This is a genomic window from Bradyrhizobium genomosp. III, assembly GCF_000261705.1.
Taxonomy (GTDB): Bacteria; Pseudomonadota; Alphaproteobacteria; order Rhizobiales; family Xanthobacteraceae; genus Bradyrhizobium; species Bradyrhizobium ottawaense.
The window spans coordinates 1-21,092 of record NZ_AJQF01000369.1 but is presented as its reverse complement, the minus strand read 5'-3'; the positions used below and the strand labels follow the sequence as shown (position 1 = coordinate 21,092).

The following is a 21,092-nucleotide window of genomic DNA, read 5'->3' as shown; positions in this document are numbered from 1 at the left end:
TGGGCGCCAAGGGCGCGGTCGAGATCATCTTCCGCTCCGACATCGGCGACCCCGACAAGATCGCGGCGCGCACCAAGGAATACGAAGACCGCTTCCTGTCGCCGTTCATCGCGGCGGAACGCGGCTACATCGACGACGTCATCATGCCGCACTCGACCCGCAAGCGCATCGCCCGCGCGCTGGAGATGCTTAGGGACAAGAAGGTCGAGATGCCGGCCAAGAAGCACGACAACATTCCGTTGTAGGAAGAGCTGTGTTCAAGAAGATTCTGATCGCCAATCGCGGCGAAATCGTCTGCCGGGTCATCAAGACCGCCCGCAAGATGGGAATCGAGACGGTTGCCGTCTATTCCGAGGCCGACCGCGATGCCCTGCATGTCGAGATGGCCGACGAGGCGGTGCTGATCGGCCCGCCGGCGGCGGCCGAGAGCTATCTGGTGATCGAGAAGCTCGTCGAAGCTTGCAAGAAGACCGGCGCACAGGCCGTGCATCCCGGCTACGGCTTCCTGTCCGAGCGCGAGGCGTTCCCGCGCGCGCTGGAAGCCGCCGGCATCGTCTTCATCGGCCCGAACCCGGGCGCGATCGCGGCGATGGGCGACAAGATCGAATCCAAGAAGGCGGCCGCCAAGGCCAAGGTTTCGACCGTGCCGGGCTATCTCGGCGTCATCGAGGACGACAAGCACGCGGTCACGATCGCCGACGAGATCGGCTATCCCGTGATGATCAAGGCTTCCGCCGGCGGCGGCGGCAAGGGCATGCGCATCGCGCATTCGACCTCCGAGGTTGCCGAAGGCTTCAACCTCGCCAAGGCCGAGGCCAAGGCCTCGTTCGGTGACGACCGCGTCTTTATCGAGAAGTTCATCGTCGATCCCCGCCATATCGAGATTCAGGTGCTGGGCGACAAGCATGGCAACGTGATCTATCTCGGCGAGCGCGAATGCTCGATCCAGCGCCGCAATCAGAAGGTCATCGAGGAGGCGCCGTCGCCGCTGCTCGACGAGGCCACCCGCCGCAAGATGGGCGAGCAGGCGGTCGCGCTGGCCAAGGCCGTGAATTACGACTCCGCCGGCACGGTCGAGTTCGTCGCCGGCCAGGACAAGAGCTTCTACTTCCTGGAAATGAACACGCGCCTGCAGGTCGAGCATCCCGTCACCGAGCTCGTGACCGGCGTCGACCTGGTCGAGCAGATGATCCGCGTGGCCGCCGGCGAGAAGCTGGCACTGGCGCAGAAGGACGTCACGCTGACCGGCTGGGCGGTGGAGTCCCGTCTGTACGCCGAAGATCCGTTCCGCAACTTCCTGCCTTCGATCGGGCGCCTGGTGAAGTATCGCCCGCCGGCGGAAGCGAGCGAGGGCGGCATCAGCGTGCGCAACGACACCGGCGTGCAGGAGGGCGGCGAGATCTCGATCCATTACGATCCGATGATCGCCAAGCTCGTCACTCACGCCCCGTCGCGCGCCGCTGCGATCGAGGCGCAGGCCACTGCGCTGGACTCGTTCTACGTCGACGGCATCCGCCACAACATTCCGTTCCTGTCGGCCTTGATGCATCATCCGCGCTGGCGCGAGGGAAGGCTCTCGACCGGCTTCATCGCCGAGGAGTTCCCCAAGGGCTTTGCGGTGCGCGTGCCGGAGGGCGAGGTCGCCCGGCGCATCGCAGCAGTCGGCGCCGCCATCGATCACGTGCTTGGTGAGCGCAAGCGACAGATCTCGGGCCAGATGGGCGGCCGCGTCGTGCAGCGCGAGCGCCGCCGCGCGGTGTGGCTCGATCGGCAGGAGATTTTGCTCGAGGTCGCACGCGATGGAGCCGCCATCGCGATCCGCTTCGTCGACGCCGAGGGCAAGGCCGGCAATTCGCATCTGCTGGTCTCGTCGTGGAAGCCGGGCGATCCGGTTTGGCAGGGCACCATCGACGGCCACCTCGCCGCGGTGCAGGTGCGGCCGATTGCCAACGGCATCCGCCTCGCGCATCAGGGCGTCGAAGTCCCGGTCTATGTCTGGACCGAAGCGGAAGCGACCTCGGCGCGGCTGATGCCGGTGACGACGGCCGCCGATACCGGCAAGAAGCTGCTGTGTCCGATGCCCGGGCTGATCGTCTCGATCGCGGTAACGGAGGGGCAGGAGGTCAAGGCCGGCGAGACGCTCGCGGTCGTCGAAGCCATGAAGATGCAGAACGTGCTGCGCGCCGAGCAAGACGGCGCCGTGAAGAAGATCCACGCCAGTGCCGGTGCGACGCTTGCGGTCGACGCGCTGATTTTGGAGTTTTCCTGAACACCGCAAGAGGCGACCTGAGATGGGCAGCCTGTCTGCAGGAATTCCGGTTACTTCCAGGCAGAAGTCATGTTGGGCAGCTCGGCGTCACTTGGGATTAGGTGGACTTGATGAAAACCGAACGGTTGGCATTGGCATCGGGCTTTGCGCCTGCTTCACGCCAGGACTGGCACAAGCTGGTTGATGGCGTGCTAAAGGGAGCGCCGTTCGAAAAGCTGATTGGTAGGACGTACGACGACTTGAGAATCGAGCCGATTTATCTCCGCGCGAAAGACATTGCACTAGTCGACGGGCGGGCACCCGCGGCGCCTTGGCAGATCATACAGCGCATCGATCATCCAGACGCGGTGACGGCCAATAGGCAGGCCCTTCACGATCTGGAGAATGGGGCGACGGGCCTGGCGCTCGTCTTTGCCGGCGCCAACTGCAGCCGCGGGTTCGGTCTCGATCAAACGGCAGGTGCCGTCGCCAAAGCTTTAAAGGACGTCCACCTTGATGCCGGCATCGGGATTGAACTTCAAATTGGTACAGACGGGCGTAAGACCGCGATCCATGTTGCGGAATATGTGAAGTCGGTCGGTCTCGATCCTGCCGTCTGCGACATTCGATTTGGGCTCGATCCGCTGGGCGCGTGCGCCCTAAGCGGACGCAGTCCATACACTTGGGAAGAAATCGCACGGAACGTTGCCAGCACGATCAAAGGGCTTGTAACGCTGGGGTTCAAGGGGCCGTTTGCCGCGAGCGACGGGCGTATCGTTCATGACGCCGGCGGCTCAGAAGTGCAGGAGCTTGCCTTTGTGCTCGCCTGCGGCGTGGCATATCTGCACGCTATGGAGGCGGCGCGCATTCCGCTGGATCAAGCGCGAAGTATGATCTATGCGCGACTCACTGCTGACGCCGACCAGTTTTTGACTATGGCTAAATTCCGCGCGTTGCGGCTCCTCTGGGCGCGCATCGAATCGGCGTGCGGTGTGGCGCCGAGGCCGCTGTTCATTGCGGCTGACACGTCCTGGCGCATGTTGACCCGGCGCGATCCCTACGTAAACATGTTGCGCGCTACCTTGGCGACATTCTCTGCGGGAATCGCCGGTGCCAATGCGATCACAGTTCTGCCGCACACGTTGGCGCTCGGCCTTCCAGACTCGTTTGCCCGGCGCGTGGCCCGCAACACGCAGCTTCTGCTGCTGGAGGAAAGCAATCTTGCCAAGGTTAGCGATCCTGCCGCAGGTGCTGGCGGCATTGAGGCGCTAACAACGGAGCTTTGCGACGCGGCCTGGAGGAGTTTTCAAGAGACTGAAAATGCGGGCGGCATTTTTGCCGCTCTACAGCAAGGAACGCTTCAGGCGAAGATCACAGCTACACGCACAGCGCGCCGTGCAAATCTCGCGAAACGCAGCGACCCGCTGACCGGAGTGAGCGAGTTCGCAAACCTTGGCGAAGGCGCAGCGGCGGTACTAAGCGTAAGACCGATGGCTCTTCCGCCTAGCTTTGATCAGAAATTCGTATTCGACGCACTGCCGCCGATCCGGCTTGCGGAACCCTTCGAATCGCTCCGCGATAAGTCCGATGCGATATTGAAGCTACTCGGCGCGCGGCCGCGAGTGTTTCTTGCTAATCTCGGCACACCGACCGACTTTACGGCCCGCGCGACATTCGCCAAGAGCTTCTTCGAAGCGGGAGGAATTGAGGCTATCGACGGCGCCGGCTTCGCCGACCCAGCCGAGCTTGCCCTCGCATTCACGGGATCTGGTGCCGAACTTGCCTGCCTTTGCTCCAGCGATAAGATCTATGCGGAGCGCGCCGAAATCTCCGCCCACGCGCTTCAGCAAGTCGGAGCTAGGCACATCTATTTGGCGGGACTTCCCTCTCAATCCGAGGCCGCGTTTCGGCGGGCTGGCATCTGCAGCTTTATTCACGTCAGTTGCGACGCCTTGGCAACGCTAAATGCCGCTTACAACCGGATCCAAAACCCGAAGGGTTCCGGATAATCGACAATCGAACGCGAACACTCAGATGTCATCCATCAGCGTTATCCCGAATTTTGCAAGTATTGCTTTCGAAAGGTGCTCGGTCGCCGCTTCTTCTGTTTCCGTCGATCCGTGGGTGACTCCGGAGGGCATTCCGGTCAAGTCAGCATACGGAGAAGCAGATATCGCCGGGCTCGATTTCCTTGAGACCTGGCCAGGCATCGCGCCGTTCCTGCGCGGTCCCTACCCGACCATGTATGTCAACCAGCCCTGGACGGTCAGGCAATATGCCGGCTTCTCCACGGCGGAGGATTCCAACGCGTTCTACCGCCGCAACCTCGCCGCCGGGCAGAAGGGTCTCTCGGTCGCCTTCGACCTCGCCACCCATCGCGGCTATGACTCAGATCATCCGCGGGTCGGCGGCGATGTCGGCATGGCCGGCGTTGCGATCGATTCCATCTACGACATGCGCACGCTGTTCGCGGGGATCCCGCTCGACCAGATGAGCGTATCCATGACTATGAACGGCGCTGTGCTGCCGATCCTCGCGCTCTACGTCGCCGCCGCCGAGGAACAGGGCGTGCCGCCGGAGAAGCTTTCAGGGACGATTCAGAACGACATTCTGAAAGAGTTCATGGTGCGCAATACCTACATCTATCCGCCTGCGCCCTCGATGCGGATCATCTCCGACATCTTCGCCTACACCTCGCAGAAGATGCCGAAGTACAACTCGATCTCCATCTCCGGCTATCACATGCAGGAAGCCGGCGCGACGCAGGACCTCGAGCTCGCCTATACGCTCGCCGACGGTGTCGAATACTTAAGGGCCGGCATCGCCGCAGGTCTCGACGTCGACCGCTTCGCGCCGCGGCTGTCGTTCTTCTGGGCGATCGGCATGAACTTCTTCATGGAGGTCGCCAAGCTGCGCGCCGCGCGCCTGCTCTGGGCCAAGCTCTTGAAGCCCTTCAATCCGAAGGACCCGCGCTCGCTGTCCCTGCGCACGCATTCCCAGACCTCCGGCTGGTCGCTCACCGCGCAGGACGTCTTCAACAACGTGATGCGCACGACGGTGGAGGCGATGGCGGCGACGCAAGGCCATACCCAGTCGCTGCACACCAACGCGCTCGACGAGGCCCTGGCGCTGCCGACCGACTTCTCGGCGCGCATCGCACGCAACACCCAGCTGTTCCTCCAGCAGGAGAGCGGCACCACCCGCATCATCGATCCCTGGGGCGGCTCTTATTACGTCGAGCGCCTCACCCGCGACCTCGCGGCCAAGGCGTGGGGCCACATCCAGGAGATCGAGGAGCTCGGCGGGATGGCCAAGGCGATCGAGGCCGGCGTGCCCAAGCTGCGCATCGAGGAAGCCTCTGCCAAGACCCAAGCCCGCATCGATGCCGGCAAGCAGGCGGTGATCGGCGTCAACAAGTACAAGCCGACGGATGAGACCCCCATCGACATCCTCAAGGTCGACAATACCAATGTCCGGCGGCTTCAGATCGACAAGCTGAAGCGGCTGAAATCCGAGCGGAACCAGAAGGACGTCGATGCCGCGCTGGCCGCGATCACGCGCTCTGCCGGTGAAGGCAATGGCAATCTGCTCGCGCTCGCGATCGACGCCGCACGGGCGAAGGCGACCGTCGGCGAAATCTCGGACGCGATGGAGAAGGTGTTCGGCCGGCACCGCGCCGAGATCAAGTCCATCACCGGCGTCTACAAGCGTGAGGCCTCCAGCATGGGCAACCGGGTCGAGAAGGTTCAGGCGATGATCGATGCCTTCGAGGAAGCGGAAGGGCGCCGTCCGCGCATCCTGGTCGCCAAGATCGGCCAGGACGGCCACGACCGCGGCCAGAAGGTGATCGCGTCCGCCTTCGCCGACATCGGCTTCGACGTCGACATCGGGCCGCTGTTCGCCACCGCCGACGAAGCGGCGCGACAGGCCGTCGAGAACGACGTGCACATTCTCGGCGTCTCCTCGCTCGCCGCCGCGCATCTGACCGCCGTGCCGGAGCTGAAAGCCGCGCTGAAGAAGCAGGGCCGCGACGACATCATGATCATTGTCGGTGGCGTGGTGCCGCCGCAGGATTACGATGCGCTCTACGCGGCCGGTGCCGAGGCGATCTTCCCGCCCGGGACGGTGATCGCCGATGCCGCGGATCAGCTGATCCAGAAGCTCAATGCTCGGCTCGGGCACAGTGAGGCGGCAAATAGTAAGCGCCACGGCAGATAGTAACGGCGTATCGGTCCAGATTGAAAGCTCAAAGCCGGGGCGTCGAACTTACGAATTGATCCTGCAGTCCGCAGGCAGAGTGCCGAACAGCGCATATCTGGGCTTGGAGAAGATTGGTGTAAGATGCGACGCAAAGGTTTCGTTGCAGTCAATAGGCAAATGCGGACGAATTTGCCTCATATTTTCGCGATCGGCGATGTCGCGGGTAACCCGATGCTCGCCCATAAGGCGGTTCACGAGGGGCATGTCGCGGCAGAAGCGGCTGCCGGGCTCAAGAGCTTATTTGACGCGAAGATCGTCCCGAACGTCGGCTACACTGATCCTGAGGTGGCCTGGGTTGGCATCATGGAACAAGAAGCGGCCTCCTCAGGCAGGCACGTTAGATCCGCGAAGTTTCCGTGGGCTGCCTCGGGCAGAGCGATCGCCTCGGGCGCGTCTTATGGCATGACCAAGCTGATCATCGACCAAGAGACGCACCGCATCATCGGCGGTGTGATCGTTGGCCCGCACGCTGGCGACATGATTGGAGAAATCTGCCCGGCGATCGAGATGGGCGCCGATGCAATTGATCTCAGCAAGACCATCCATCCGCATCCGACGTTCGGAGAGACAATAGGCCTGGCTGGCGAAGTGTATGAAGGTGTTTGCACGGATGTGTTGCCGGGTCCGAAGAGATCGACCAAGCGGGCGAGCCACTAGAAATCCAAAAACCTGAGCCGGCTCAGGTGCCTCGCTGCCGATTGTTCATAGGGGACCCGAATATGGCGGGAAGTTCTCGCAGGGAAGTAAAGGTACCTTTGAGCGTTCAAGAGGAGGAATTTGCCGCGGCATGTCGAGACTTCGTTCTGGAGAGGAAACCTGATCTCGCGGCATCCATCGTCATTGTACACAACCAGCTCAGGATTGTGAACGATCCGCATGTTCGGCTCGCGTTTGTAGAACTTGGTCTTGCCAGATTGGTACGAGTTCTACATCTCGCAATCGAGGGCAAGGCGATTGCGCTCAAAAGAGTGCCAAGACTCCTGTTCGACCTGGCGAGCTATAGAAGGAAGATACTCCGCGCGCTAGGTAGGGACGATTGAGGACAGCCCCTCGGGTTACTAGCACGATTCATTCAACGCGCAGATTAGAGGAATAGATACTCATCGACGCAACGAGGACCGGCAGTCATCCCTTGGCAGGAGATTCGGATCTCTGAATTGCAGAGGCGGGTACGGCGGTGCGGGCATTGCGAGATCGGAGCCGGGCGATGAAATGAACTACCGGACGCGCGGAGCCTGGTGATCGGGACCTTCCAAGTCTCGCGCGCGCTCTTTGTCGTGCTGTCGAAATCGTACGACCCGTCAAATGCCGGAAACGGTGCGGAGAGGTGCCGACTTCAGCACAAAATGCGGTCTGACATGTACGATAGTATTGCTGCTGGAGGTCGTTCGTTGGGTTTCTGCGATCGAATTCCGCATTCGGCGTCTGCGAAAGATTTGCGATCTTTCGTTTTCCTCCCTCTACTCGGCCCGGCGCGATCGCCGGGCCCTTTTTCTCGGCTGCTGACGATATCTAGTGCCGCTCGAAGCCGGTTGATCAGCGTCGTATGATCTTCTTCAAGATTTCGGTGAGCGCTCGAAATTCATCTTGGGTCAGCGGAGCGAATGTCTCGCCGGAAATCTCGCCAATAGTTTCAATCGCTGCGTCCGCTATCCGTCTTCCCTTCTCGGTCAAATCTATCTCGCGTCGCCGCGGATCCAGAGGGTCTTTGGAGCTCTTGATGAGGCCGCGAGATTTCAGGCGATTGATAACGCCGGTGATGGTCGCCGAATCATAATGAATTAGCCGTCCTAAGTGGTTTTGCGAGCAAGGACCTACCTCCTTCAATTTCGCTAGCGTCGAGAATTGGGGCCCCGTTAATTCTTCAATCATCTTAGCGGCAAAGATGGACGTGTGAGTACGGAGCGCGACTCGCAACAAAAAGCCCGGTGCGTCATCCAGCCGGTACGAATCTATAGCTTCTTTCACTTTCCCGGCCGCGCGCGGCTTTGTCTTGGGTTGCACCACTTTTTGCTTCCTTGCCGTAGGTTGCCTCAGTTCAAGAAATACAGGCTTCTAGCTCCGAAGGTCTTCGGTGCCGGCCGATTGTCTACATTTCCCGACCTAGGAAATCCATCTTTGTTCGACTTCATTCTGTTTAATGCGATTTGCTTCGTTGAGAGCCCCGGCAGTGGCTCGCTTCGATGCGTCCGTCGTTCGCATATCGAAATCCGCTCCGCCTAAGAGGCAAACCCATTCTCGCACGCGCTGGGCTAGACCGATTCGCTCCTGGCTTGCCTCCGATCACGGGAAGAGGACATCTCATAACTTGCAAGCGAGTGCAGCACTTGCATACAAGTGATAAATGTCGTAGTGTCCTGAGATTGCTCCCCGGGGCCTTGGCTACACGCCTTACGGACCGGCGCGCCAAAGTACTATCGGATTTGCGTATGTCGGCGATTGACAACATGAGTTCCGTTCGGTCCGACCTGATCGAAAAGGTTACGGGACGCGCCGAGTACGTTACCGACCTGACGGTTCCGGGGATGCTGCATGGGTTTGTGGTTCGCTCGCCAGCCGTTCATGCCCGCATCGCTTCGATCGATTCGCGCGTTGCGCGGGCCATGGACGGCGTTGTGGACGTGCTAATCGGCGAAGACGTCGCCTCGTTCGGTAACTGGGGCGTTGTGCTTAAAGACCGGCCGATCATTGCGACCGACCGCGTGAGATATGTGGGCGAACCCGTCGCCGTGGTGATCGCGGAGACAATCGAGATCGCAGAAAACGCCGCAGAACTAGTCGATGTGGAATACGACGACCTTCCGCGCGCAACGACCATCCAGGAAGCCCTGGCGGAAGAAGCGCCGCTCATCCACGAGCGCCATGAAAATCTGGAAGACTTTTATTTCAAGGGCGGCGCCCGGCCGACCCAGAACAGCAACATTTTCCACACTTACCGGAACAACGTCGGAGACGTTGATGCTGCAGAGGCGGCCGCGGCCTACATCCACGAAGACCGCTTCACCTTCCCGGCCATTTCTCACTTCGCAATGGAGCCGCATGCGGTCATTGCGGATTTCCAGGGGGACTCTCTGACGGTTTGGGCAGGTGCACAAACGCCGACCGCTGTTCAGAAGGTGCTCTCACGGCTCTACGGACTGCAGTTGGCCAAGGTCCGCGTGATCGTTCCGTTTGTCGGCGGAGGGTTTGGCGGCAAGGCCTCGGTGAAGATCGAACCTTTGGTTGCCGCTGCATCGTGGAAGGTGCAGCGCCCGGTTCGCGTTGCGCAATCCATGACTGAATCAATGCTCACCTGCCGAAGGTTGGGCGCCGACATCACGATTCGAACGGCTTTGGACGCCAAGGGACGGATCCTCGCCAAGAGCGCCAAACTGCTGCTCGATGGCGGGGCATATTCCGACACAGGCTCAGCGGTCGCCACGAAATCGGCAAATCGCATCATGGGCCCCTACGTGGTGCCCAATCTGCGTCTTGAGGCGTGCGCGGTCTACACGAACACCGTTCCAGGTGCGGCCTTCCGCTCGATCGGAGGGCCGCAAGCTGTTTGGGCCAAAGAATCGCACATGGATAATGTCGCGGCGGCAATCGGCATGGATCCGTCCGAGTTTCGGTTGCTGAATTTGGCGTCCCGCGGTGAGCGCATCCGCCCCGATTTGCGGGCGCTCGATATGGATATGAGCGAGCTGATAGGCCGGGTGACCCAGTCGTTCGCATCGGAGGTGAAGGCCTCCAACCGGCAGGCGTGCGGACTGGCAGTCGCCGCAACCGATCCGGCCAATACGCCGATCAGCAACGCGATCGTACGTCTCAAGATCGACGGGTCGATCCTAGTTTCGGTCTCCAGCATTGAAGTCGGCCAGGGCGCGCACGCGGCCATGGCGCGCATCGCATCGCAGACCTTGAAGCAGCCGGCCTCCGCGGTAACCGTCTTGCGCACCGATACGGCCGTCGCCCCTTACGACTGGGGCACAGGCGCAAGCCGATCGACCGTGGTCGTCGGCCTTTCCGTCGAGAATGCCGCAATCGACGCAGCCGATCAGATCCTCGAAATGGTTGCTGATGTTTGGGAGCTTCCCCGGGAGAACCTGTCGCTTGTTGAGGGGGGTGTCTCTACCGGATCAGAGGTTCTCACTTTCCATCAGATTTTTCACCGCACGCTGGGTGTCGACTCGGGAGAGGTCATCGGCCGCGGCGCGATTACGCCGCGCTCGAAGAAGGGCGCCCTGGCCGAGTCCCCTCTGTTCTGGGAGACTTCCGCGGGCCTTGCTGAAATCGTTGTCGATGAAGGCACCGGCGAGATCCGTGTCCCCCGATATGCCAGCGCCGCTGACGTCGGCCGCGCGATCAATCGCGTTGCGGCGGAAGGGCAGGACGAGGGGGCTGCTATCATGGGCCTCGGACACGCGCTTTATGAAGTGCTGGAGTTCGAGGATGGTCAGCCCATCAATGCGACGCCGATCGATTATTCGATACCGCGCATCTCTGACGTTCCCCCCGTGTTTGACACCATCCTTGTCGAAAACGGGGACGGTCCTGGTCCAGGCGGCGCCAAGGGAATGGGCGAGGGAGCGATCCTTCCGGTCGCGCCCGCGATCGCCAATGCGCTGTTCTCCACCTACGGCATTCGGATCACCGAGCTGCCAATGACGCCCGAAAAGGTATGGCGCGCCCTGCAGAAGAGGAACTGAATTCATGGAATTCAATATGTCGATGGTGGTGCCAGCGACGCCGGCGGAGCTTTGGAGCACGCTGCTTGACGTCCCTCGCATATCGGGTTGCATCCCCGGCTGCGAAAACGTCGAGGAAATCGAGCGGCTTGCAACTTACAAAGCGACCGTCAAACAGAAGATCGGCCCGTTCAAGGTCGAGGTCCCCGCCGACATCATCGTTGAATCGATAACGGAGCCATTTCACGTCCGCACGCGCGCCACGGGCCGCGACAAGATCACCGGGACGAGGCTGGCGGTGGTTCTCGACGTGACCGTGACGCCGGAAGGGGCGGGGTCCACATTCGCCGTAGACGCGAAGGTCGACGTGCAAGGTCGCCTCGCGACTATGGGGTTCGGCGTCATCAAGCGTCGCGTCGATCAGAACTTCGATGAGTTCGAGAAGCGGCTCAAAGAAATGTTGGGCGCGACCTGATCATGCTGCCATCACCCTTCGAATTCGAGAGGCCTTCGACGATCGCAGGCGCCGTGCGTGCGGTCGGACAGTCCGGTGATGGCATGTTCTACTCCGGCGGAACCGAACTGCTGCTGGCGATGAAGATGCGCGTCATCCATACGGACCGGCTCATCGACATCAAGGGAATCCCCGGACTTGACCGCATTGCTCTGAACGATGCGAATAACATCGAAATCGGTGCGCGCTGCACGCACAACAAGATCGCCAATGATCCTGTTATTCGCGAGTACGTGCCGGCGCTGTCCTCGCTCTGCGCCAACGTCGCAAACGTCAGGGTCCGCAGCGTTGGAACGATCGGAGGCAATCTGTGCTTCGGAGAGCCCCACGCCGATCCGCTGACTATGCTCGCGGCCTTGGACGCACGGCTGGTGCTTATTGGCCCCAGCGGTACGCGTGTCGTTCACGCTGACGATTTCATCCGGAGTGAGCTGGAAACGGTGCGGGAGCCGGATGAGCTTCTGACAGTCATTGCGTTTTCGCGCCCTACCGGTCCGGTGACCTATCGGCGGTTCAAGCATGGTGAGAGGCCCTCGGTGAATGTCGCGATGGCCTGGTCGCTAGGCGTCGGCGAGAGGACGATCAAAAGCGCCCGCGTGCGGGTCGGAGCGCTCGGTTCGCGACCTCAGCCTTTGAAGGCCGTCGAAGACACCCTCCAGGGCATATCCGTCGCGGAAGTCCGCCCGGCTATCGAGGCGGCGCTCCCGACGGCGCTGGATGAGCTTGAAGTCAACGAGGATCGGCATGGCGGCGCCGACTATAAGCGGCACCTTGCAGGTGTCTTGCTTCTGCGAAACGCGGACGAGGCGATCGCCGCAGCCGGGAGCGCGTGAAATGACACATGTGCTGCCCATTTCGTTCTCGCTGAACGGCCAGGCGATCGCGATCGACGTTCCTGCCCATACGCTATTGATCGACCTGATCCGGGATCGCCTTGGCCTCAAGGGGACGAAGCGCTCCTGTGACATGGAGGTGTGCGGCGCCTGCACCGTTCTGCTCGACGGTGAGCCGATCTCGAGTTGCACCACGCTCGCCGTCGATGTCGATCAGCGGGAGGTCACGACGATCGAGGGCGTAACGCCGCCTGAGGGCCTGTCGCGGATTCAGAAGGCGTTCGTGCTTCACGGCGGCCTTCAGTGCGGCTTTTGCACTCCGGGCTTCATCATGGCTGTCACAGCGTTGCTGAAGGCGACGCCGCACCCGACTGACGAAGAAATCCGTCACTACCTGCACGGCAACCTCTGCCGCTGCACCGGATACACCAAGATTTTCGAGGCCGTAAGGAGCCTTGCCGCCGAGCAAGTCTCCGAAGACGCCGCCTAGCCCGTCGCAAGATAGCGCAATGTCGTTTGGAGATATCATGAGTCTTGAACAGGTCAGTAAATCGAGTGTCCTCATTGCCGGCGCCGGCATCGGCGGCTTGGCGATGGCGCTTTCGCTGCTTCGTCGCGGCATCGATTGTGACGTATTTGAGCAAGCGTCCGAGTTGCGCGAGGTCGGAGCCGGCCTTTGGATCTCCATGAACGGCGTGCGCGTTCTTCGGGATCTCGGCCTCACCGAACAGGTCGAGCAGAACTGCATCGCGGCCGAGCGACGCTCGATCCGGCTCTGGAACACCGGTGATAGGTGGCCCCTCTACAACCGCAGCTCCGACGCGGCGCGCAATCAGCCCTATCTGCTGCTCCGTGCTCACCTGCTGAAGATTCTCGTCGACGGCGTGCGCGAGTTGAAGCCGGGCGCCATTCATCTGAGCGCCCACGTTGTCGGGTTCAGTCAAGACGACGAAGGGGTTCGGGCCAAGCTTGCTGACGGCTCCGAAGTCGAAGGGCGCGCGCTGATCGGCGCTGACGGTGCGCATTCGAAGGTCCGTCTTGGCCTCATCGGCAACATCGAGAGCCAGTACACGAAGGCCATCGCGTGGCGTGGTCTCGTGCCCGTCGACCGCCTTGCGCCGCATCAGCGCGAACCCGAGGTGGCAACCTGGATCGGACCCACCGCTCATGTCACGGCCTATCCGGTCCGTTGGCAGAACACCGTCATGATGACCTTTTCGGGCCAGGTCGACCATGACGACTGGCTCCTCGAATCCTGGTCGGAGAAGGGTTCTGTCGAGGAATGCCTGAAGGACTTCGAGGGCTGGCATCCGGACATCATCCAACTGGTCAAGAATGTGGATACCCTGAACAAGTGGGGACTGTTCGTGCGGCCGTCGCTGGGTACGTGGTCGAAGGGATGCGTCACCCTGCTCGGCGACGCCTGCCATTCGATGCTGCCGTACCTCGGGCAGGGCGTGAACATGGCCCTGGAGGATGCATCCGTCCTCGCCCGTTGCTTCGAGGAGAAGCCCGATGACATCGCGGCGGTATTCAAGACGTATCAGGGCCTGCGGCTCGATCGCACCACCAAGGTCGCAAAGTCGGCGGCCGGCATGCTGCCGATCTTTCATAACCAGGCGCTGTGCAAGCCGGAGACGGCGGGTGACTACATCAAGACCCAGTGGGCACCGGACGCGACGGCTGCGCGATACGATTGGATCTACCAGTACGACGCGGCCACCGCGCCGCTTCACTGACATGCTCACGATTGTGACCTCTGGAGCGCAACAGTGACTGGCACCAGGCAACCCTGGGACGACGTGATACCGCTGGACGAGCGCGAGACCTATGCCCTCGCAGGGCTGGGTGGTGCGGCGGGATTCGGCAGACGACCGGCGTTGCTGGTCATCGACGTGCAGTATCGTTCGGTCGGCGACCGGCCGATGCCGATCCGCGACGCGATCAAGCAATACCCCACCAGCTGCGGCGAGGCCGGTTGGCATGCGATCGCACACATCGCCGAGTTGGTGCGGCTGTTTCGCGAGAAAGAACGGCCGGTGATTTTCCCGCATGTCGCGCGGAAGGTAGGCCAGGACCAGGGCGCGTTCTCCGCGAAGATCCCGGGTATCATGCGGATCCCGTCCGAGGGCTACGAGTTCGTCCGAGAGGTGGCTCCGGAGCCCGGCGAGTTGCTGCTGCCGAAAACTCAGGCAAGCGCGTTCTTCGGCACTCCGCTTGCGACCTATCTGATTGGTGCCGGCGTCGACTCGCTGGTGGTGACCGGCTGCACGACCAGCGGCTGCGTGCGGGCTTCGGTTGTGGATGCGTGCGCGCTGAACTTCAAATCAATTGTGCCGAGCGATGCGGTCTACGACCGCTCGCCCACGTCTCACGCCGTCAACCTGTTCGATATCGCCAGCAAATACGCGGATGTCATGCCGACGCAGGTCGCCATCGAGCGGCTTCGCGCGCTGTCGGATGACCACACAAAGGATCAGCAGACGTGAGCGGCGCCGCGGCATCCGGATTGCTTTACGGCGCCAATGTGCACGCCAACGGCATTCGGCAGCATTATTTGCGGTTCGGCGGGGCCGGGCCGGCGATCATCATTGTCCCTGGCATCTCGACGACTGCGGCGCAATGGGCCTTCATCGCAGAACGCCTGTGCTCCGGACACGACGTTTTCGTGCTCGATGTCCGCGGTCGCGGCCTTTCCGAAAGCGGCCCGCATCTCAATTATTCGCTCGACGCATACGCATCCGACCTCATCGGGTTCGCTGAAGCGCTTGGAATGGGCCCTTATACGCTGCTGGGCCACTCGATGGGCGGCCGCATCGGAATCCGCGCCGCGCGTTGGCGGCCATCTTTCATGGACCAACTGATACTGGTCGATCCGCCGGTCTCCGGTCCCGGACGCCGCGCCTATCCGATTCCGGTCGAACCGCTTCTCAAATTGCTTCAAAGCGCGAAGCGCGGAGAAGCCGACGCGGCGCTGCGAAGCCCCTCTGCTCCGCGGTGGCCCGAGCTGCACATCCGCACTCGGGCCGAGTGGATGCATACCTGCGACGAGCGTGCTCTCATCGAGAGCCATAACGGCTTTCATGACGATGATATCCACCGCGACCTCGCCCATCTCGGCGTTCCCACCGCATTGATCGTCGCCGGGCGGGGAGGGGTCATTCGACCCGAAGATGAAGCGGAAATTCGCGGATTGCTGCCGTCGATCGCGATCAGGACGCTGGAAAGCGCGGGTCACCAAATGCAGATCGACGATACCGAGGGCTTCCTTTTGATCGTCGAAGAGCTTCTAGCGCGACCACGCGATCGGTTCGACGGCCGCGTGTCTACGTTCGGCAAACAGGAGATCAGTGAAGATGTCCCGACAAATCGTTGATGTTGAAATGCTCGAGATCTTCAAGGCCGAGCTGACACTCTGCAAGGTGACGAAGGGCGAAGTCGTTGCGGTCCTGAGCGGCGGCGAGGATCAGCAGGAATACGCCCAGGCCTTCATGCTGGCCGCGCAGAGCCTCGGCGCAACGACATTTCATCTCAACGTGCCCAAATACGGCCAGGGCAAGGTCGCGGGCCTGCAGGGCCGGCATGCGCTCACGGGCAACCAGCCGGCGATTGATACGCTCAAGCGCGTGGACATGGTGATCGATCTCCTGGGGTTGCTGTTCTCTCGCGAGCAAGCCGAAATTCAGGAAGCGGGCACGCGCATCCTGCGCGTGATGGAGCCGTTCCACATCCTCAAGAAGATGTTCCCGACCGAAGATCTGCGCCGGCGAACGGAGCTTTCTCGAACCCTCCTCCAGTCGGCCAGCAAAATGCGGATCACGTCGCCCGGCGGAACGGACGTAACTTATGGCCTGAAGCAATACCCGGTCATTTCCGAATACGGATACACGGATGAGCCCGGGCGCTGGGATCATTTCCCGTCAGGCTTTGCCTTCACCCAGGCGACCGATGGCGAGGTCAACGGCACGGTCGTGCTGATGCCCGGTGACATCCTCTGCGCGTTCAAGCGTTACATCCAGTCGCCGGTCACGCTGACTGTAAAGGACGGTTATATCGTCGACCTCAAGGGCGAGGGCACGGACGCGCTCCTCATCAAAAACTATATCGACAGTTTCGGCGATCCGCGCGGCTGGGCGATCTCGCATATCGGCTGGGGATCGAACGAGCGTGCCACCTGGCACCACATCGCGGTCTCCCAGGAGCTCGCGTCGGAGCACATCATGAATGCGCTTTCCTTCTACGGGAACGTCCTGTTCTCGACGGGGCCGAACACGGAGCTCGGCGGTACGAATGACACGCCGTGTCATTTGGACATCCCGCTTCGCGGCTGCAGCCTGTGGCTCGACGATATCCACATCCTCGACAAGGGCGACTTTGCTTATCCGGAATTGAGAGCGCCGGGCCGCTAGGCCCCCGCGCATCAAAATCGGTGCTCGGAGCCGCATTTGCGACTCCCAACGACGCGGAAAGCGTTTCGATAACGACCATCAATTGTCCAGTTCTCTCAACGGGAAGCGCACCACATGTCTACGGCGATCGGAACTTCGGAAGATTACACGGCGAGGCAACGGTATTCGATTATGATCTCGGCGATGCTGGGCTACATTCTCGACTTCTACGATGTTCTGATCTTTCCGTTTCTTTTGCCCGCGATCCAACGGTCGATGTCGCTATCGTTGGCCGAGGTCGGTTCACTGCAGGCTCTGACATTGTTCGGGTCGGCCATTGGCGGCGCGCTGTTTGGGATCGTTGGTGATCGACTTGGCCGAAAGACCTCGCTTCAACTCACAATCGCGCTGTTCTCGGTTGCCGCGATCATTTCGGCCTTCGCATGGAATTACTGGTCGCTTGCCGTGCTGCGGTTGATCACGGGCATCGGTCTTGGCGGCGAGTATGGCGTAGGCATGGTGCTCTTCAACGAGGCCTGGAAAAAGAGCAGCCGAGGTTTGGGCGCGGCCGCGCTCCAAGGCTGTGCCGTGATCGCGTCATCCACGGCTTCAATCGTTGGCATCTGGCTGATTGCGACGTTCAGCGACGAGTGGAGCTGGCGCATCGGCCTACTGAGTGGCGGTGTGCCCATCCTGCTGATCATCTTCATTCGTTTCTTTATGCCTGAATCCAAGATCTGGCTGGAGTATGAGGCGCAACGCAAGGCCGGTCAGGTCACCGCAGAAGCCCGCACACTTCCCCTTGCGGATCTCTTCCGCAATGGGCTGGCACGGCAGACCGTCATCGCCTTCGTATGGCTGATGAGCTACATGCTCTGCTACTACAGCGTAGTCTCCTTTATTCCGACACTGCTGCTGCGCGATATGCATACGCCAGGTGATGTCGTTCGCACGACAGCCGTTCTGCTCTCGGTGGTCAGCGGCATTTGCTACCTCGCGAACGGCTTTTTCAACGACAGGGCTGGCCGCCGCTTCGGAGCCCTCGTGCCCGCGCTGTTCTGGGTCGGGTCTTTGGTCGGTATGGCTGTGTGGGGGAGCCAGCTCTACGTGGGATCGAAGACTGAGTGGCCGATGTTCTGGCTCTACATCGGCTTCGGCATTGGCAACGTCGCGCTGGGTGTGACGGGCGTCTGGGTCTCGGAGCTCTATCCGGTCAACCTGCGTGCGACAGCGGTGTCTACATTCTATATGGGAGGTCGCGGGCTCGGCAGCATAGCCCCTGTGATCGTGCCACTTGCGGCCGCCCATTTCGGCGGAAGCCTTCTCAACGGCATGGTTGCGGTGGCCCTTCCCGCTGCGGCCGTCTTCATTCTCGCCTCTCTTTTGCTGCCCGAGACCCTCGGCCGGGATTTGTCCGCGAAGGGCTTCAAGGTCGACACGGAAACGGAGGCCACGATGAAGGCTGCGTCGGTGTCGAGCGTTTGACGCTGGTGGAAGGGCTTGACCGGCGAGATGAGGGTTGTCGACCTGCTCATCTCGTCGATGCATGCGCAGTGGAAAGGAGCTGGCACTCCGTCATCCGATCCTGGTCAACATGGCGCAAGTGTTGGCCGACTTGTAGCGGCTGTAACGAAACCTAAAACCGATCACTTGTATACAAGCAATAATCTATGCGCCTGAGCCCGCCGGGCAGTTGCCTTGGAGACGTTCCTTGAAATCACTCAATAACCTGCCGATCACTCCCAAGATCAGCATTCTAGTTGCGATCTCGATGCTGGGCCTCTTCTCAGCTGGATTGCTTGCGGGCTATTTGATGCAGAAGGAAATGATCAATTCGCGTGTCGAACAGACCCGCGCCATCGTCGAGATCGCCAAGAACTTTGCATTAGGCTTGCAGAAGCAAGTCGAGGCAGGCCAACTCACCAAAGAGGCGGCAATTGCTGAATTCTCCCGCCGTGCTCAGACGATGACGTATGACAAGGGCGCGGGCTATATTTTCGCAAATACGATGGAAGGTGTCGCGGTCGCCTCTCAGGATCCAAAGACAATTGGGGTCAATCGTCTTGACGGCAAGACCAACGGACGTGCGCTGATCCGCGAACTGCGGGACGGCGTGGCGGCGAACGGCGATGTCGTGCTGCGTTACGAGTTTATGAGGCCCGGCGAAAAGGAGCCGATCAGGAAGCTGTCCTACGCGGTAGGCATTCCCGGATGGGACATGTTCGTCGGTTCCGGCGCGTATCTGGATGATCTTGATGCCAAGCTGCAACCGATCATGTGGTCGCTCGGGGGTGCCATCATCGTGATCGGACTGGTCTCGGGTGTCATCGCCTGGTTCCTCGGGGCCATTTTTGTTTTGGGGGCGATCGCGCGGAGCTGCGATTCTTTGGTGCTGGTTCGGATAGGACATGACGGGCCGCCGCTCCATGGGCGTGCATGCCGCGCGCAACAGCACTCATGATTGAAGGAACACGGTCTCGATCCGCGCGTCATCTTTGTCGCCGGGCCCATCCGGCACTTGCTTTCCGGGCGTCTGTCATTCGGAAGGGCTGGTCCAATGAAGTTCGAGGATTTCGAGGCCGCCGATGTTCAGGCGGAGGAAGCGCGGATCTTCATACGTCGGGCCGGGTCGGGACCGGCCATTCTCCTGCTGCACGGATTTCCCCAGACGCATCTGATGTGGCGAGACGTTGCGCCATTGCTCGCGCAAGACTTCACCGTGGTCTGCGCCGACCTTCGCGGGTATGGGCGCAGCGCTTGTCCGCCCTCAGGCCCCGACCACGCGCCATATTCCAAACGTGCGATGGCAAAGGACATGGTGTCCGTCATGACGCGCCTTGGCTTCGACCGCTTCTCGGTCGCCGGCCATGATCGCGGTGGCCGTGTCGCTTACCGGCTCGCACTCGACCACGGCGAACGCGTGGAGCGGCTCGCCGTCCTCGACGTCGTTCCGATCGCCGATGCCTGGGAGCGCGCCGACAAGAAATTGGCGGTTGGCTATTGGCCATGGTCGTTGCTTGCGCAGCCAGAGCCTCTTCCTGAGCGGCTCTTGTCCGCAGCTCCCGACGCCGTCGTCGACAATGCCCTCCATGGCTGGGGTTCGGCAGCAGGCAGCTTCAGTCCGGCGGTCCGGGCAGCCTATGTCGAGGCGTTGCGCGATGAGGCGCATGTTCACGCGATCTGCGAGGAATATCGCGCGGCGGCAACGATCGATCACGAGCACGATCTGGCGGATCGCAATTCCGGCCGGCGGATTGATTGCCCTGTCCTGGTTCTCTGGAGTGGTCGCGGCCCGTTGAACGCGTGGTACGCGAGCGAGGGCGGTCCCTTGGGGCTTTGGCGGAGCTGGGCCGATGACGTGCAAGGGAAGCCGCTCGATGGAGGACACTTCTTTCCGGAGGATATTCCACAGCAGACGGCCCATGAGCTGAATCGGTTCTTTGGGAGCGATAGCTAGTTGCGCGTCCGCAACCTGCGAAGATGGCTCGCTCGCGTCCGGCGCCATGCTCACCACGACCTTGGTGGTGTCGGCGTCCGACCGCCCCTCCGGCCAGAACTGGCCGACCTCGATAGTGCCTTCGACCTCCAAGAGTCCAACGGGCATCGGCCGCTCCTCTCAAACCGGCGCGGTCGCTCCCTTGAGGCGGCGACCCGCGCGCGCGAGCGAAGGGCAGCGGATCATCTTGCTGCGGCAGGCCCATGAGGGGAGGTGGGACGGGCGCGACGCGCGCGCGGCCCTGGCAAACAAAACGCCCGCGCACCTCAAGTGCGCGGGCGACGATCGAAGCCGGTTGCGTCGGCAGATCAGGATCGATACGGACAGACCATCGTCAGGTTCAGCAGCGTCGGCTTGTCCGAACCTTTCTTGTATTCCCACTCCAACCGGATCTCGTGTCGGTGGGCATAGGCGTCGCTTGCCGCGTGGGTGATGATCTTCGTCTTCATCGGGATCGGCGGCTCGGAGTTGAAGCATTTCCGCACGCAGGCATCGAGCAGGTCACATCGTGTCAACGGGATGACGCCGGGCTCGTCCTTGGAGAGCGGGACCGTGTTTGGCTGGGTGCTGAGGTCGACGCGGGCGCGGCCCTTCTCCTTGTGCCAGTACTTGGCGCTGCCCTGCGGCCACCTCGACGGCGGGTTCAAGATCAAATGGTACTGGCCGTATTCCAGGGTCGGCAGGTC

At 61.4% G+C, this 21,092-nt stretch carries 18 protein-coding genes; 16 read left to right on the top strand and 2 right to left on the bottom strand.

Annotation, left to right across the window (positions count from 1 at the left end):
- The 5 genes from IC66_RS0129900 to IC66_RS0129880 form a co-directional block, all read left to right on the top strand.
- The coding region (locus tag IC66_RS0129900) for a carboxyl transferase domain-containing protein (RefSeq protein WP_038950128.1) at positions 1-245 on the top strand (245 nt) is incomplete at its 5' end.
- Between the two features lie 8 nt (positions 246-253).
- On the top strand, positions 254-2,269 hold the full coding sequence (locus IC66_RS0129895) for an acetyl-CoA carboxylase biotin carboxylase subunit (protein ID WP_038950127.1): 2,016 nt from the start codon (positions 254-256) through the stop codon (positions 2,267-2,269).
- Between the two features lie 110 nt (positions 2,270-2,379).
- The gene (locus IC66_RS0129890; protein ID WP_028144460.1) at positions 2,380-4,257 is read left to right on the top strand and encodes a methylmalonyl-CoA mutase family protein; all 1,878 of its coding nucleotides are present in this window, start codon (positions 2,380-2,382) and stop codon (positions 4,255-4,257) included.
- 34 nt (positions 4,258-4,291) lie between these two features.
- Positions 4,292-6,466, top strand: a complete 2,175-nt coding sequence (gene scpA / locus IC66_RS0129885) for a methylmalonyl-CoA mutase (protein WP_038950126.1) — start codon at positions 4,292-4,294, stop codon at positions 6,464-6,466.
- A gap of 159 nt (positions 6,467-6,625) precedes the next feature.
- A complete protein-coding gene (locus tag IC66_RS0129880) occupies positions 6,626-7,165 on the top strand; it encodes an FAD-dependent oxidoreductase (RefSeq protein ID WP_028148929.1) in 540 nt (179 codons plus the stop codon).
- A gap of 879 nt (positions 7,166-8,044) precedes the next feature.
- Here IC66_RS0129880 and IC66_RS0129870 read toward each other — a convergent pair.
- Complete coding sequence (locus tag IC66_RS0129870; RefSeq protein ID WP_038944656.1) at positions 8,045-8,515, bottom strand: MarR family winged helix-turn-helix transcriptional regulator; 471 nt, start codon at positions 8,513-8,515, stop codon at positions 8,045-8,047.
- A 422-nt stretch (positions 8,516-8,937) separates the two neighbouring features.
- Between IC66_RS0129870 and IC66_RS0129865 the strand changes: the two genes are divergently transcribed.
- The 11 genes from IC66_RS0129865 to IC66_RS0129815 all read left to right on the top strand — a co-directional run bounded on the left by IC66_RS0129865 (position 8,938) and on the right by IC66_RS0129815 (position 20,367).
- Positions 8,938-11,196, top strand: coding sequence for a xanthine dehydrogenase family protein molybdopterin-binding subunit (locus tag IC66_RS0129865; RefSeq protein WP_083859356.1), 2,259 nt, complete (start codon positions 8,938-8,940; stop codon positions 11,194-11,196).
- Between the two features lie 4 nt (positions 11,197-11,200).
- Positions 11,201-11,650 (top strand): CoxG family protein, encoded by a 450-nt coding sequence (locus tag IC66_RS0129860; protein WP_038944658.1) that lies wholly within the window; start codon positions 11,201-11,203, stop codon positions 11,648-11,650.
- A 2-nt stretch (positions 11,651-11,652) separates the two neighbouring features.
- The gene (locus IC66_RS0129855) at positions 11,653-12,522 is read left to right on the top strand and encodes an FAD binding domain-containing protein (RefSeq protein ID WP_038944659.1); all 870 of its coding nucleotides are present in this window, start codon (positions 11,653-11,655) and stop codon (positions 12,520-12,522) included.
- Position 12,523: 1 nt separating this feature from the next.
- Positions 12,524-13,012, top strand: a complete 489-nt coding sequence (locus IC66_RS0129850; protein WP_038950124.1) for a (2Fe-2S)-binding protein — start codon at positions 12,524-12,526, stop codon at positions 13,010-13,012.
- Between the two features lie 37 nt (positions 13,013-13,049).
- Positions 13,050-14,261, top strand: a complete 1,212-nt coding sequence (locus IC66_RS0129845) for an FAD-dependent monooxygenase (RefSeq protein ID WP_038950123.1) — start codon at positions 13,050-13,052, stop codon at positions 14,259-14,261.
- 63 nt (positions 14,262-14,324) lie between these two features.
- Positions 14,325-15,011: an isochorismatase family protein gene (locus tag IC66_RS0129840; RefSeq protein ID WP_244429188.1), complete on the top strand. Its 687-nt coding sequence runs from the start codon at positions 14,325-14,327 to the stop codon at positions 15,009-15,011.
- Entirely contained in the window at positions 15,008-15,898 is an 891-nt protein-coding gene (locus IC66_RS0129835) for an alpha/beta fold hydrolase (RefSeq protein WP_028148924.1), read from the top strand. The genes IC66_RS0129840 and IC66_RS0129835 overlap by 4 nt, the downstream gene beginning before the upstream one ends.
- Complete coding sequence (locus IC66_RS0129830) at positions 15,879-16,931, top strand: leucyl aminopeptidase (RefSeq protein WP_038950121.1); 1,053 nt, start codon at positions 15,879-15,881, stop codon at positions 16,929-16,931. Before IC66_RS0129835 ends, IC66_RS0129830 begins: the two co-directional genes overlap by 20 nt.
- 114 nt (positions 16,932-17,045) lie before the next feature.
- The gene (locus tag IC66_RS0129825; RefSeq protein ID WP_049806667.1) at positions 17,046-18,395 is read left to right on the top strand and encodes an MFS transporter; all 1,350 of its coding nucleotides are present in this window, start codon (positions 17,046-17,048) and stop codon (positions 18,393-18,395) included.
- 226 nt (positions 18,396-18,621) lie between these two features.
- On the top strand, positions 18,622-19,371 hold the full coding sequence (locus tag IC66_RS0129820) for a cache domain-containing protein (protein WP_083859355.1): 750 nt from the start codon (positions 18,622-18,624) through the stop codon (positions 19,369-19,371).
- A 96-nt stretch (positions 19,372-19,467) separates the two neighbouring features.
- Complete coding sequence (locus IC66_RS0129815; protein ID WP_038950117.1) at positions 19,468-20,367, top strand: alpha/beta fold hydrolase; 900 nt, start codon at positions 19,468-19,470, stop codon at positions 20,365-20,367.
- A 347-nt stretch (positions 20,368-20,714) separates the two neighbouring features.
- On the opposite strand, the gene IC66_RS0129810 is transcribed toward IC66_RS0129815, so the two are convergent.
- Positions 20,715-21,092, bottom strand: a 378-nt coding sequence (locus IC66_RS0129810; RefSeq protein ID WP_038950116.1) for a hypothetical protein, incomplete at its 5' end; no start/stop codon positions are given.